The organism is Streptomyces sp. NPDC127190, from assembly GCF_042672505.1.
In the GTDB taxonomy this organism is placed as follows: Bacteria; Actinomycetota; Actinomycetes; order Streptomycetales; family Streptomycetaceae; genus Streptomyces.
Genome location: NZ_JBHXVE010000011.1, coordinates 145,103 through 156,812, shown reverse-complemented (window position 1 = coordinate 156,812; position 11,710 = coordinate 145,103). Strand labels below are relative to the sequence as shown.

The following is an 11,710-nucleotide window of genomic DNA, read 5'->3' as shown; positions in this document are numbered from 1 at the left end:
CTGGAGGCCCCCATGGCGAGCTGGACCGAGCTGCGTGAACTCCTCGACCGCACGCCCAAGCCCGCCGTGGTGGGCCGCCACCTCTCCGTCCAGCCGCGGCGCGACGACGGGCGGGGCTGGCCGCCCGCCAGCCCGGTGCGCCGTACCGTGTCCTTCGCCTACCGGCCCCCGGGGGACTGGTTCCTCGACCACGGGGACGGGGACATCACCATCGACACGGGGCAGGGCGGGCCGGCCGGGCTCGGCTTCGGGCCGCGGTTCCCCTGGGACCTGGCCCCCTCGCCGGACCGGCTGATCACCTGCGCGCACAGCCCGGCGCTGGCCGCGGCCGACGCCGTGGGCGAACCGGAGCGGGTACGGCACGAGGGGCGCCCGGCGTGGGCGGTCACGCTGCGCACCCCGGCGCTGCCGCAGCCGTTGCGGGTGGTCGTCGACCCCGCGGCGGGCATCCTGCTGTCGGCGGCGGTCGAGGAGAGCGGCTACCGCGAGGAGCTGTCCGGGCTGGAGTTTCCTCCCGGCCTGCCGGACGCCCGCTTCCGGTGGACCGAGGCCCTTACGGCGGCCGAGGAGGCCCGGCAGAAGCGGCGCGCCGAGGTCGCCGCGCACCACGGTGCGGAGAGTCTGCCCGTCCCCGCCTTCTGGCCCGGCGGGCGCGCGCACTTCGAGCCCCGGGTGTTCGACGGCGACCTCACCACCGGTCTGCTCGCCCTGGACCTCTACAACGAGGGTGCCCCGGCGGGCACTCCGGCCATGGCCGTGCTGGTACGGCAGCGGCCGGACGCCCCGCTGTTCGAGCCCGGCTGGGTCGCGGACCCGGAGGCGTACGTGCACCACTGGGCGGACGGGACCTGGCAGTGGACCCTCGCCCTGTGGGGCCGGCCGCTGACCCCCGAGGAGCTGGACCGGGTCGTCGCGTCCCTGCCCGGCTGACCACGCTGACGGTTCGGCAGGGTTCGGTGGGCGCCGAACCGTCGGCCGGGATACGTGACGCATGGGTGCGGACAGCACGAACAAGGACGTCGGTGTCGATCTCGCGGCGGTGGCCCGGCTGCTCGCGGACGGCACACGCGCCGGTATCTGCCTGGCCCTGCTGGACGGCCGGGCCTGGACGGCGCGCGAGCTGGCCCGGTACACCGGTGTGGCACCTTCGACGGCCAGCGAGCATCTGAACCTGCTGGTGGGCGGGGGTCTGCTGGCCGAGGAACGGCAGGGCCGGCACCGCTATGTCCGGCTCGCCGGCCCCAAGGTGGCGGCCCTGATCGAGTCCCTCGCCGAGATCGCCCCGCGCGGCCCCGCCCGGCCCGCCTCCCTCGGCGCGGCCGGCCGGTCCCGTGCGCTGGGCCGCGCCCGGCTCTGCTACGACCATCTCGCCGGTGCCCTGGGCCTGGCCGTGACGGACGCCCTGCTCGCGGACGGTGTGATCGCCTGGGACCCGCAGCCGTCCCTGACCCGGGCGGGATCCGCCGCTCTGGCCGAGCACGGCACCGCGCTGCCCACCGCGTCCCGGCGCCCGCTGGTGCGGTCCTGCCTGGACTGGACCGAGCGCCGCCCCCATCTGGGCGGCGCCGTGGGAGCGGCGGTCTGCTCCCACGCCCTGGCCGCGGGCTGGATCACCCGGATCGGCACCAGCCGGGCCCTGGCGCTGACACCGGCCGGCCGGCAGGCGTTCACCGACCGCTTCCATGTCCCCCCGGACCGGCTGACCTCCCCCGACAACGGCCACTGACCGCACCCGGGACCCGCCCTGGCCAGGGCTTTTCCTCCAGGTCGCACGACGGAGGAGCAAGAGCGGCCCTCAGCCGCCGTCGCCGCCCAGGAGCCGGCCGCGCCGGGCGCGCAGCGCCGTCAGCGACTCCCCGGCCGGCTGAGCCAGGGCGACCGGGCACAGCATCTCCTCGACCGCGGGGTCCTCCCCGCGGTCGCGGGCGTACAGGGCACGCCCTCCGGGGCTGCTCAGGGTGATCCCCAGTGCCGCGGCGTCCGGGGCCCACCGGGGCGGGGCCGGATGCCGGCCGTGCGCGCAGGTAGCGTCGGCGAGGTGCGGCAGCACCTGCTCCAGCGCCCCGATCAGGTCGTCGAGCACGGCGGTGTCCCGTACGGCGTCGGAAGCCGCGTGCCGGCCGACCGCCACGACGGCCAGCAGCCGGCCGGGCCGGTCCGCCGGGGCGGCCCACCGCAGTGCGTCCGCCTGCCGGCGGATCGTCTCGCCGACGTCGGTCCCCGGCTCCGGGTAGCCGTGCAGCAGCGCGGACAGCGTGTCGATGGCGTCCTGTTCCCCCACCGGGAGCCTGGGCGGAACGTCCCCGGCCGAACCGGGTTCGATCACGTCCAGCGCGATCCGCGCGAACCCGGCGACGTTGCGCGGACAGAGCCACTGCTCGCGCGGGTGGTACTCCTCCCACACGGACGCCGGGTCGGCGAGGGCGCACACCTGCCGGGCGAGGTCCTCGTCGTACTCGGCGTCGTGCTCCTGCCAGGGGTGCGTCTCGTGCGCGCAGGGCCGGTCGCGCAGGGCCGCGTCGGTTGCCGTCAGGGCCGCCGTGACCGCCGGTACGACGCCCTCGCCCGGCCCCGTGGCGACATAGGGCGCCATCAGCAGGAGACCGAGCGTCCACACCGGGGACGACGGGCCGCCCGGGTCGGCGGCGAGCCGGGCGGCGCAGTCGAGGGCCGCCCGGTCATACGCGTCGTTGTGGAAGTCGTCGTACTCCTGCCGGATCTCGTCCCAGCGGCCGGCGAGTTCGGCGAGTTCGGCGAGCGGGAAGCCGTCGGTGATCACCGGGTGAGTGTAGGCGGACTCCCCTCAGAACCCGATGGCCTCGCCGAGCAGCAGGACCGTGCCCGGGCGGAAGCGGGGCGGGGCGTTGAGGACCAGGAGTTGGCTGACGGTGCTGGGACGGCCGTACGCCGCCTGGGCGCGGGCCGATTCCGGCGGGAGGGCGTGCTCCTGGAGGCGGCGCAGCGCGGTGTCCAGGTCGGGCACCACCTTCTGCGCCCCGACGACCCGGATCGCCCGCCCGGCGCCGCCGGTGTACGCGGGCAGCCGGCTTCCGGTGCCGGAGGCGGCGACGAGGGAGCCGGTCTCGGTGACCGCGGCGACGCTGCCCACGACGACGTCCGGGCAGGCGACCAGCCGCCGCAGGTCGTCGGCCTCGGCGCTGCGATCCATGGCACGTACCCGGGGCTTGACGGCCCGGTACCGGTCGCCGGTGTGGATGCCGTCGTCGATGCCGGACAGCCGGAGCGTCTCGCCGGCCGCGGTGAACACCTCCGCCTTCTCCGGAACCAGATCCCTGACACGGGCCCGCGCGGCGGCGGCGTCATCGAGGATCCCCACGGCGGCCGCCGTGCTCCGTCGGCGCCGGGCTCGTCGGCGCGGAGCCCGGCAGCGGGGAGGTGTCGAGGTAGCGGACCTCGTAGACCCGCTCGGTGAACCGCCAGCCGTCCGGTGTGCGCCGGTAGCTGTCGTGGTAGACGGCGTGGTTGAGCCCCTGCACGCCGTTCTTCAGGCGCGCGACCTCGTGGATGTAGGCGCGGCCGGTCGCGGTGTCCCCGTCGATCCGGACCGTCCCCGGATGCGTGTTCTGCACGAAGAAGTCCCACTGCTCCTGGAGCCGCTCGCCCCCGGCGCGGATCTGCTCCGGGCCGACCAGTTCGACGGGGATGTTCGGCATCCGCAGTACGCCGTCCGGCGTGAACAGCCCGGCGAGGCGGGCGCGGTCGCGCATCATCACCGCGTCGGTGAACTCGGCGCGCAGCGCCTCGATCTCGACCCGGTCGGCGATCGCTCGAAAGTCGTCCATCGGTGTCCTTCCCTTCGTCTGCCCGGCACGACAACGCAGCCGTGCGGAATGCGAGGCACGGCGACCTCCCCTCTACGACCGTCCTGCGCGCCGGAGTGTGACATCGGGGGGCGTGGGGCTTTCCCCACCCCGCTCCGGCGGCTCGCCGTAGTGCCTGCGGCCGGGGCCGCGTGATCCGCTGGCCGGTACGGAAATCCGGCGGTGGAAAGGGGGACGGACGGATGAGGGTCCGGATCGGATGCTGGGCGTGGATCGCGGCTGTGGTGCAGTTCTTCGCCGTGCAGGCAGTCGTGGAGTCGGCCTGGTCACGGCCGTACAGCTGGGCGCGGAACAACATCAGCGACCTGGGAAACGCACACTGCGCCCTGCAACGGCAACCCGAGCCACGGTACGTCTGCTCCCCCGACCACGTCCTGATGAACGGTTCGTTCGCCGCCCTGGGCACGCTCCTCGTCCTCGGCGCCGTCCTGACCGGCCCCCTGTGGCGCCGGTCCGCGTCCGCCCTCTCGGCCCGGATCCTGCTGGCCGGGGCCGGTCTGGGCTTCCTGCTGGCCGGGCTGGCCCCCGCGGACGTCCACGAGAACCCGCACGTCCTGGGCGCCCTGCTCATCATGGGAGGCGGCAACATCGCCCTGCTGACGGCGGGCCCCGGCCTCTCGGCGACCGCCGTCCCGCGCGCCCTGCGCCGGACCACCCCCCTGCTGGGCCTCACGGGCCTCACGGGCCTGTGCCTCTTCCTCTCCCACCACTACCTCGGGCTGGGCATGGGAGGAATGGAGCGGGTGGCGCTGTTCCCGCTGCTGGTGTGGGTGCTGGTCGCGGGCGCTGTCGGGCTGACCGGCCGTGCCCCAGGGCGAGTTGAGAGGGCCGACGTGTAAGGATCGGAGCATGGATGATCTCTGTCTTCGCTCCGCCACCGAAACCGACCTCGGGCTTCTCGTGCGGCTTCGGGACGAGGCCGCCCGGTGGATGCTCCGGCGGGGGGTGAGCGGGCAGTGGCGGCCCGGGGAGTTGGACGAGGGGCACTTCCGGCGGGTCATGGCGGAGGGTGAGGTCTGGCTCGCGGAGGCCGGGGGGCGGGTGGTCGGGGCCTGGGAGTTGTGGTGGGAGGACGAGGCCGCCTGGGGGCCGCAGCCGCCCGTGGCCGGGTATGTGCACCGGCTCATGGTCGACCGGGAGGCCGCCGCGCCCGGCACCGGCAGGCTGCTGCTGCGGGCCGCCGAGCAGCGGGTGGCCGCGGCCGGGCGGAGCCGGGTGCGGCTGGACTGTGTCGCGGACAACGCGCTGCTCAACGCCTATTACCGGCAGGCCGGTTACCGGCTCGTGGGCCGCACGGAGGGCAAGCCGCAGCCGGGCGGGGTGGCCAGGGCGTTCAGCCTGCTGGAGAAGGTGCTGCCCGAGCAGTCGTAGGGCGGACGTACCGCCCCGCTGGGACCGCACGATGCAGCAGCGACCGGCCCGCGGGGGCGGCCCGTTACGAGGACTCCCGCGGCACCAGCTTCGCCGGCAGGACCGCGTGCCTGCGTTCCAGGCCCCGGGACGCCATCGGGCGGCGGTCGGCGATGTCCGACAGCAGCAGGTCGATCATCGCCCGGCCCATCTCCTCGATCGGCTGGCGGACGCTGGTCAGCGGCGGGTCCATGTGGCGGGCGATGACCGAGTCGTCGTAGCCGACCAGGGCCACGTCGTCGGGGATGCGGCGGCCCGCCTCGCGCAGCACCTGGCGGGCGCCCGCCGCCATCACGTCCGAGCCGGCGAAGACCGCGTCCAGGTCGGGGGCCTGGTCGAGCAGCGCGGTCATCGCCCGGCGGCCGCCCTCCTCCGTGAAGTCCCCGGGTTCCATGAGGAGTTGCTCGGGTTTGCGGCCCGCCGAGAGCAGGGCGTCCCGGTAGCCCGCGGCCCGGCACTGGGCGCCGTACACGTCCAGGCGGCCGGTGATGTGGGCGATGCGCCTCCGGCCGCGGGAGAGGAGGTGTTCGACCGCCGCGCGGGCGCCGCCGTAGTTGTCGGAGTCCACCGAGGTGAGCGTCTCGCCCGCCGAGCGGGGGCCGCTGATCACGGCCGGGATCTCCAGCTGGGACAGCAGGTCGGGGAGCGGGTCGTCGGCGTGCACCGAGACCAGCAGGACGCCGTCGACCCGGTGGGCGGCCAGGTACTGAGCGAGGCGCTGCCGCTCCCGGTCGCTGCCCGCGAAGATCAGCAGCAGCTGCATCTCGGTGTCGGAGAGTTCCGCTCCCACGCCGCGCAGCATGTCCGAGAAGTACGGCTCGGTGAAGAAGCGGGTCTCCGGCTCGGGGACGACGAGCGCGATGGCGTCGGTGCGGTTGGCGGCGAGGGCGCGGGCCGCCGTGTTGGGGACATAGCCGAGTTCGGCGACCGCCGCCTCGACCGCGGCGCGGGTGGCGTCGCTGACCCGGGGCGAGCCGTTGATCACGCGGGACACCGTGCCCCGTCCGACCCCGGCCCGGGCGGCGACCTCTTCGAGCGTGGGCCGCCCTCCGCTCCGGCCCCGCCCCGCATGGCTTGCCATGGGCTCCGCCTCTCTCGACCGAGTTCCTGCTCCTGGCTGGAATGTAACAGTCCTGGGGATCGCTCCCCGGGGCCCCGTCCCGCACCGGGCGCCGCACGGACGGCCGGTTTGCGTCTGGCCCTGTCGGCGCGCAACGGATGGAATCGGTCCACTTAACGGCCCGATAACCGAACGCCGCTCGCGCTGTCCGGTCCCTTGACAGGCCGCCGGGAACCGACGACCCTTCAACACATCATCGATGGGAGCGCTCCCACCCTACCTGACACATACATATCCCGCACGTTCCCCGCCCGAGCCGCAGCGAGCAACTGAGGGGCCCAACCATGCCGTTGGCCGGGGGGTCGCACGTCAGGGCAACAGGAGGACGCAACATGCGCACACGTACCCGAACCGCCCGCAGGGCGGTGGTCCTGGCGGCAGTCGCGACGCTCGGCGCCGGGCTGCTGTCCGGCTGCGCCAACGACAAGGGCGGCTCCGGTGGCGCCGACGGCGGCGGCAGCGGAAGCGGCAAGACCACGATCACCCTGGGGCTTTTCGGTACGCAGGGCTTCAAGGAGGCCGGCCTGTACGCCGAGTACGAGAGGCTCCACCCCGACATCAAGATCGAGGAGAACGTCACCGAGCGGAACGAGAACTACTACCCGGCGCTGGTCAACCACCTCACCACCAACAGCGGCCTCCAGGACATCCAGGCCGTCGAGGTCGGCAACATCGCCGAGATCGTGCAGACCCAGTCGGCCAAGCTGGAGGACTTCTCCAAGCTTTCGGGCGTGAACAAGAGCAACTGGCTGGACTGGAAGTGGGACCAGGCCACGAAGGACGGCCGCACCATCGGGCTCGGCACCGACATCGGGCCACTGGCGATCTGCTACCGCAAGGACATGTTCCAGAAGGCCGGGCTGCCCACCGACCGGGACGCGGTGGGCAAGCTGTGGGCGGGCGACTGGAACAAGCTGGTCGACGTCGGCGAGCAGTACAAGAAGAAGGCGCCCGAGGGCACCTACTTCATGGACTCCCCCGGCGGCCTGCTGAACGCGATCGTCTCCAGCCTGAAGGAGAAGTTCTACGACGCCTCGGGCAACGTCGTCTACAAGACGAACCCGGCCGTCAGGACCAGCTTCAACATCGCCGCCCGTGCCGCCAAGGACGGGCTGGTCGGCTCGCAGACCCAGTTCCAGCCGGCCTGGAACCAGACGATCGCCAACAGCAAGTTCGCGACCGTGGCCTGCCCGCCGTGGATGCTCGGCTACCTCAAGGGCCAGTCGAAGCCGGACGCCGCCGGCAAGTGGGACGTGGCCCCCGCTCCGCAGGCGGGCGCCTGGGGCGGCACCTTCCTGACCGTGCCGAAGAGCGGCAAGCACGTGAAGGAGGCGGATGCGCTGGTCGAATGGCTCACCGCCCCCGCCCAGCAGGCCAAGCTCTTCAGCGTGCAGGGCAGCTTCCCGAGCGCGCCGGCCGCCTACGACCTGCCCTCGGTCAAGAACGCCAAGAACGCCATGACCGGTGACGCGCCGATCGGCCAGATCTTCGCCGAGGCCGCCAAGTCCATCCCGCACCAGCCCATCGGCCCGAAGGACCAGATCATCGGGGCCGGCCTCGGCGACAACGGGGTGATCCTCGTGACGAAGGGCACCTCCCCCGAGGACGCCTGGAAGACGGCCACCAAGACGATCGACAACAACCTGGAGAAGTGACCGGTATGTCCCGGCACGACACCGCCGCGTCCCCGGTGCACGACCGGGGCGCGGCCCCCGCCCGCGCTGTTGCGGACCCCGTGTCCCCGGCCGAGACCAGGCGCCGGGCCCGGCTGTCCCGCCGGTGGCAGCGAGACCTGCGCTGGAGCCCGTACGCCTTCGTCTCCCCGTTCTTCCTGCTCTTCCTCGCCTTCGGCCTGTTCCCGCTGGTGTACACCGGCTGGGCCTCGCTGCACACGGTGGAGCTGACGGCGCCCACCGACATGCAGTGGGCGGGGATGCACAACTACATCCGGATCTTCGACGACGACTTCTTCTGGAACGCGGCGAAGAACACCCTGACCATCGGCATCATCTCGACGGTCCCGCAGCTGCTGATGGCGATGGGGCTCGCCCACATCCTCAACTACAAGCTGCGCGCGTCGACCTTCTTCCGGGTCGCGATGCTCGCGCCGTACGCGACCTCGATCGCCGCGGCCTCGCTGGTCTTCGTGCTGCTCTTCGGCCGTGACTACGGGATGATCAACTGGGCGCTGCACTTCGTCGGCGTCGACAAGATCGACTGGCAGAACGACAAGTGGTACTCGCAGATCGCGGTGTCCTCCGTCGTCATCTGGCGCTGGACCGGCTACAACGCGCTGATCTACCTGGCCGCGATGCAGGCCGTACCGCACGACCTGTACGAGTCGGCGGCGCTGGACGGCGCCAACCGCTTCCAGCAGTTCTTCCATGTGACGCTGCCCCAGCTGCGGCCGACCATCCTGTTCACCACCGTGGTGTCGACCATCGGCGCGAGCCAGCTGTTCGGCGAGCCACTGATGTTCGACTCCATCAAGGGCGCCTCCGGTGGTACCGATCACCAGTTCCAGACGCTGGGCCTGTACCTGTACGAGCAGGGCTGGGTGAACCAGCACCTGGGCCGGGCCTCCGCCATCGCCTGGACGATGTTCCTGATCCTCATCCTGATCGGGGTCGTCAACTACGTCATCTCGCGCCGGCTGCGCGCCAGCAGTTAGGAGAACCAGCCGTGACGACGACCCTGACCAACCCCGCCGGCGAGGCGCCGCCCGAGACGGCGCGGGCCCGGCGGGCCAAGGCCGGGCGGGCCGGCGGGCAGCTGCACGCCGGGCCGGTGACCTACGTGGTCCTGGTGCTGTTCACCATCGGCTCACTGTTCCCCCTGGTGTGGACGGCGATCGCCGCCTCCCGGGACAACAACCGGCTGGCCGAGACCCCGCCGCCGTTCTGGTTCGGCTCGAACCTGATGAACAACCTCCGGGTGGCATGGACGGACGCCAACCTGGGCAAGGCGTTCGTGAACACCACGATCGTGGCGGGCACCTCGGCGCTGACCATCGTGTTCCTGTCGACGATCGCCGGCTTCGCCTTCGCCAAGCTGCGCTTCAAGGGCCGTAACGCGCTGATGCTGGTGGTGATCGGCACCATGATGGTGCCGCCGCAGCTCAGCATCATCCCGCTGTTCATGATGGTGGCCAAGCTGGACTGGTCCGACCAGTTGCAGGCGGTGATCCTGCCGTCGCTGGTCAGCGCGTTCGGTGTGTTCTTCATGCGGCAGTACCTGGTGCAGGCGCTGCCGGACGAGCTGATCGAGGCCGCCCGGGTGGACGGCGCGAGCAGCTGGCGCGTGGTGTGGCACGTGGTGTTCCCGGCGGCCCGGCCGGCGATGGCCGTGCTCGGCATGCTGATGTTCGTGCAGTCCTGGAACGACTTCCTGTGGCCGTTCCTGGTGCTGTCCCAGAACGGCAATCCGACCGTGCAGGTCGCCATCGCGGGGCTGGGCCGCGGCTACACCCCGGACCAGTCCCTGATCATGGCGGGCGCGCTGCTCGGCACGCTGCCGCTGCTGCTGGTCTTCGCGATCTTCGGCAAGCAGATCGTCGGCGGCATCATGCAGGGCGCGGTCAAGGGCTGAGGCCCGCCGCGCCCGGGCCGGGGCAGCACCGCCCCGGCCCTCTCCTCTCGTCCCCTCCCCTTCTCACCGTCGTCTCCTCGACCCTCTTTGGGAGCGCTTCCATGTCTGAGTCCGCTACTTTTCCCCCCGCCTTCCTCTGGGGCGCCGCGACCTCCGCGTACCAGATCGAGGGGGCGGTGCGGGAGGACGGCCGTACGCCCTCGATCTGGGACACCTTCAGCCATACGCCGGGCAGGACGGCCGGCGGCGACCACGGTGACATCGCTGTCGACCACTACCACCGCTGGCGCGAGGACGTGGCGCTGATGGCGGAGCTGGGCCTGACCGCGTACCGCTTCTCCGTCTCCTGGCCGCGGGTGCAGCCGACCGGCCGGGGCCCCGCGGTCCAGGTGGGCCTGGACTTCTACCGCCGGCTGGTGGACGAGTTGCTCGCGCACGGCATCAAGCCCGCCGTCACCCTCTACCACTGGGACCTGCCGCAGGAGCTGGAGGACGCGGGCGGCTGGCCGGCCCGGGACACGGCCCTGCGCTACGCCGAGTACGCGCAGCTCGTCGGCGAGGCGCTGGGCGACCGGGTCGAGCAGTGGATCACGCTCAACGAGCCCTGGTGCAGCGCCTTCCTCGGGTACGGCTCCGGGGTGCACGCGCCCGGCCGTACCGACCCGGTGGCGGCGCTGCGCGCGGCCCACCATCTCAACCTCGGGCACGGGCTGGGCATCTCGGCGCTGCGGGCGGTGATGCCGACCCGCAACTCGGTCGCGGTCAGCCTCAACTCCTCGGTGGTCCGGCCGGTTTCGCAGGACCCGGCGGACCTGGCGGCGGTCCAGAAGATCGACGACCTGGCCAACGGGGTCTTCCACGGGCCGATGCTGCGCGGGGCGTATCCGGCGACGCTGCTGGAGGCGACCTCCTCGGTCACCGACTGGTCGTTCGTGCTCGACGGCGATCTGCGCGCCATCCACCAGCCGCTGGACGCGCTCGGCCTCAACTACTACTCGCCCACGCTGGTGTCGGCGGCGGAAAAGGCACCCGCGGGTCCCCGCGCCGACGGTCACGGGGCCAGCTCCTTCTCGCCGTGGCCGGGCGCGGACGACGTGGCCTTCCACCAGACGCCGGGCGAGCGCACCGAGATGGGCTGGACGGTCGACCCGGCCGGTCTGCACGAGCTGATCATGCGCTACAGCCGTATGGCTCCCGGGCTGCCGCTGTACATCACGGAGAACGGCGCGGCCTACGAGGACAAGGTGGACGCCGACGGCCGGGTGCACGACCCGGAGCGCATCGCCTATCTGCACGGCCACCTGTCGGCGCTGCGCCGGGCGATCGCGGACGGGGCGGACGTCCGCGGGTACTACCTGTGGTCGCTGCTGGACAACTTCGAGTGGTCGTACGGCTACGCCAAGCGGTTCGGCCTGGTGCACGTGGACTACGCGACGCTGGAGCGGACGCCGAAGTCGAGCGCCCGGTGGTACGCGGAGGTGGCCCGCACCGGGTCGCTGCCCGAGGTGCCGACGGCCTGACCCGGTCCGCTCCGCCGGAGCCGGCGGTACGGCGTTCCGGGTGGGGGGACGCCGTACCGCCCTGCCTTCTGTGCCGGCCGGGCGTGGGTCGCGTCCCGGTTTCCCGGCACCATGCCGAAGCCCCGGCACGCTCCCTGAACCAGGGGCGGGCCGGGGGGTAGGGGGTGTGGTGTTGCCCGCAGAACCCGTTGGGTAAGCGGTTGTAGCGGTGGGGGGGGTCGGGTGGGGGT

12 protein-coding genes are annotated in these 11,710 nt (G+C 72.6%); 8 read left to right on the top strand and 4 right to left on the bottom strand.

Annotated features, from left to right (window positions below):
• Positions 1 to 12: 12 nt before the first annotated feature.
• Together ACFVIU_RS19130 and ACFVIU_RS19125 are read left to right on the top strand one after the other, a co-directional pair.
• Positions 13 to 930: a hypothetical protein gene (locus tag ACFVIU_RS19130; RefSeq protein ID WP_385843767.1), complete on the top strand. Its 918-nt coding sequence runs from the start codon at positions 13 to 15 to the stop codon at positions 928 to 930.
• Between the two features lie 61 nt (positions 931 to 991).
• A complete protein-coding gene (locus ACFVIU_RS19125) occupies positions 992 to 1,726 on the top strand; it encodes an ArsR/SmtB family transcription factor (protein ID WP_385843766.1) in 735 nt (244 codons plus the stop codon).
• Positions 1,727 to 1,795: 69 nt separating this feature from the next.
• Here ACFVIU_RS19125 and ACFVIU_RS19120 read toward each other — a convergent pair whose 3' ends face one another.
• Genes ACFVIU_RS19120 through ACFVIU_RS19110 form a run of 3 tightly spaced genes read right to left on the bottom strand, consistent with a single transcriptional unit; the run spans position 1,796 to position 3,803 of the window.
• Entirely contained in the window at positions 1,796 to 2,779 is a 984-nt protein-coding gene (locus ACFVIU_RS19120) for a hypothetical protein (RefSeq protein ID WP_385843765.1), read from the bottom strand.
• Positions 2,780 to 2,803: 24 nt separating this feature from the next.
• Entirely contained in the window at positions 2,804 to 3,337 is a 534-nt protein-coding gene (locus ACFVIU_RS19115; protein ID WP_385843764.1) for an LUD domain-containing protein, read from the bottom strand.
• Positions 3,321 to 3,803 (bottom strand): nuclear transport factor 2 family protein, encoded by a 483-nt coding sequence (locus ACFVIU_RS19110; RefSeq protein ID WP_385843763.1) that lies wholly within the window; start codon positions 3,801 to 3,803, stop codon positions 3,321 to 3,323. Before ACFVIU_RS19110 ends, ACFVIU_RS19115 begins: the two co-directional genes overlap by 17 nt.
• Before the next feature lie 221 nt (positions 3,804 to 4,024).
• Here ACFVIU_RS19110 and ACFVIU_RS19105 point away from each other — a divergent pair, with 221 nt between their 5' ends.
• Together ACFVIU_RS19105 and ACFVIU_RS19100 are read left to right on the top strand one after the other, a co-directional pair.
• Positions 4,025 to 4,681 (top strand): DUF998 domain-containing protein, encoded by a 657-nt coding sequence (locus ACFVIU_RS19105; RefSeq protein WP_385843762.1) that lies wholly within the window; start codon positions 4,025 to 4,027, stop codon positions 4,679 to 4,681.
• 10 nt (positions 4,682 to 4,691) lie between these two features.
• Positions 4,692 to 5,213, top strand: coding sequence for a GNAT family N-acetyltransferase (locus ACFVIU_RS19100; protein ID WP_385843761.1), 522 nt, complete (start codon positions 4,692 to 4,694; stop codon positions 5,211 to 5,213).
• 64 nt (positions 5,214 to 5,277) lie between these two features.
• Here ACFVIU_RS19100 and ACFVIU_RS19095 read toward each other — a convergent pair whose 3' ends face one another.
• A complete protein-coding gene (locus tag ACFVIU_RS19095) occupies positions 5,278 to 6,333 on the bottom strand; it encodes a LacI family DNA-binding transcriptional regulator (RefSeq protein WP_385843760.1) in 1,056 nt (351 codons plus the stop codon).
• Between the two features lie 371 nt (positions 6,334 to 6,704).
• Here ACFVIU_RS19095 and ACFVIU_RS19090 point away from each other — a divergent pair, with 371 nt between their 5' ends.
• The 4 genes from ACFVIU_RS19090 (at position 6,705) to ACFVIU_RS19075 (ending at position 11,480) form a co-directional block, all read left to right on the top strand.
• The gene (locus ACFVIU_RS19090; protein WP_385843759.1) at positions 6,705 to 8,027 is read left to right on the top strand and encodes an ABC transporter substrate-binding protein; all 1,323 of its coding nucleotides are present in this window, start codon (positions 6,705 to 6,707) and stop codon (positions 8,025 to 8,027) included.
• A gap of 5 nt (positions 8,028 to 8,032) precedes the next feature.
• Positions 8,033 to 9,043 (top strand): carbohydrate ABC transporter permease, encoded by a 1,011-nt coding sequence (locus ACFVIU_RS19085; protein ID WP_385843858.1) that lies wholly within the window; start codon positions 8,033 to 8,035, stop codon positions 9,041 to 9,043.
• 11 nt (positions 9,044 to 9,054) lie between these two features.
• Positions 9,055 to 9,960 (top strand): carbohydrate ABC transporter permease, encoded by a 906-nt coding sequence (locus ACFVIU_RS19080; RefSeq protein WP_385843758.1) that lies wholly within the window; start codon positions 9,055 to 9,057, stop codon positions 9,958 to 9,960.
• A 101-nt stretch (positions 9,961 to 10,061) separates the two neighbouring features.
• The gene (locus ACFVIU_RS19075) at positions 10,062 to 11,480 is read left to right on the top strand and encodes a GH1 family beta-glucosidase (RefSeq protein ID WP_385843757.1); all 1,419 of its coding nucleotides are present in this window, start codon (positions 10,062 to 10,064) and stop codon (positions 11,478 to 11,480) included.
• Positions 11,481 to 11,710: the final 230 nt, after the last annotated feature.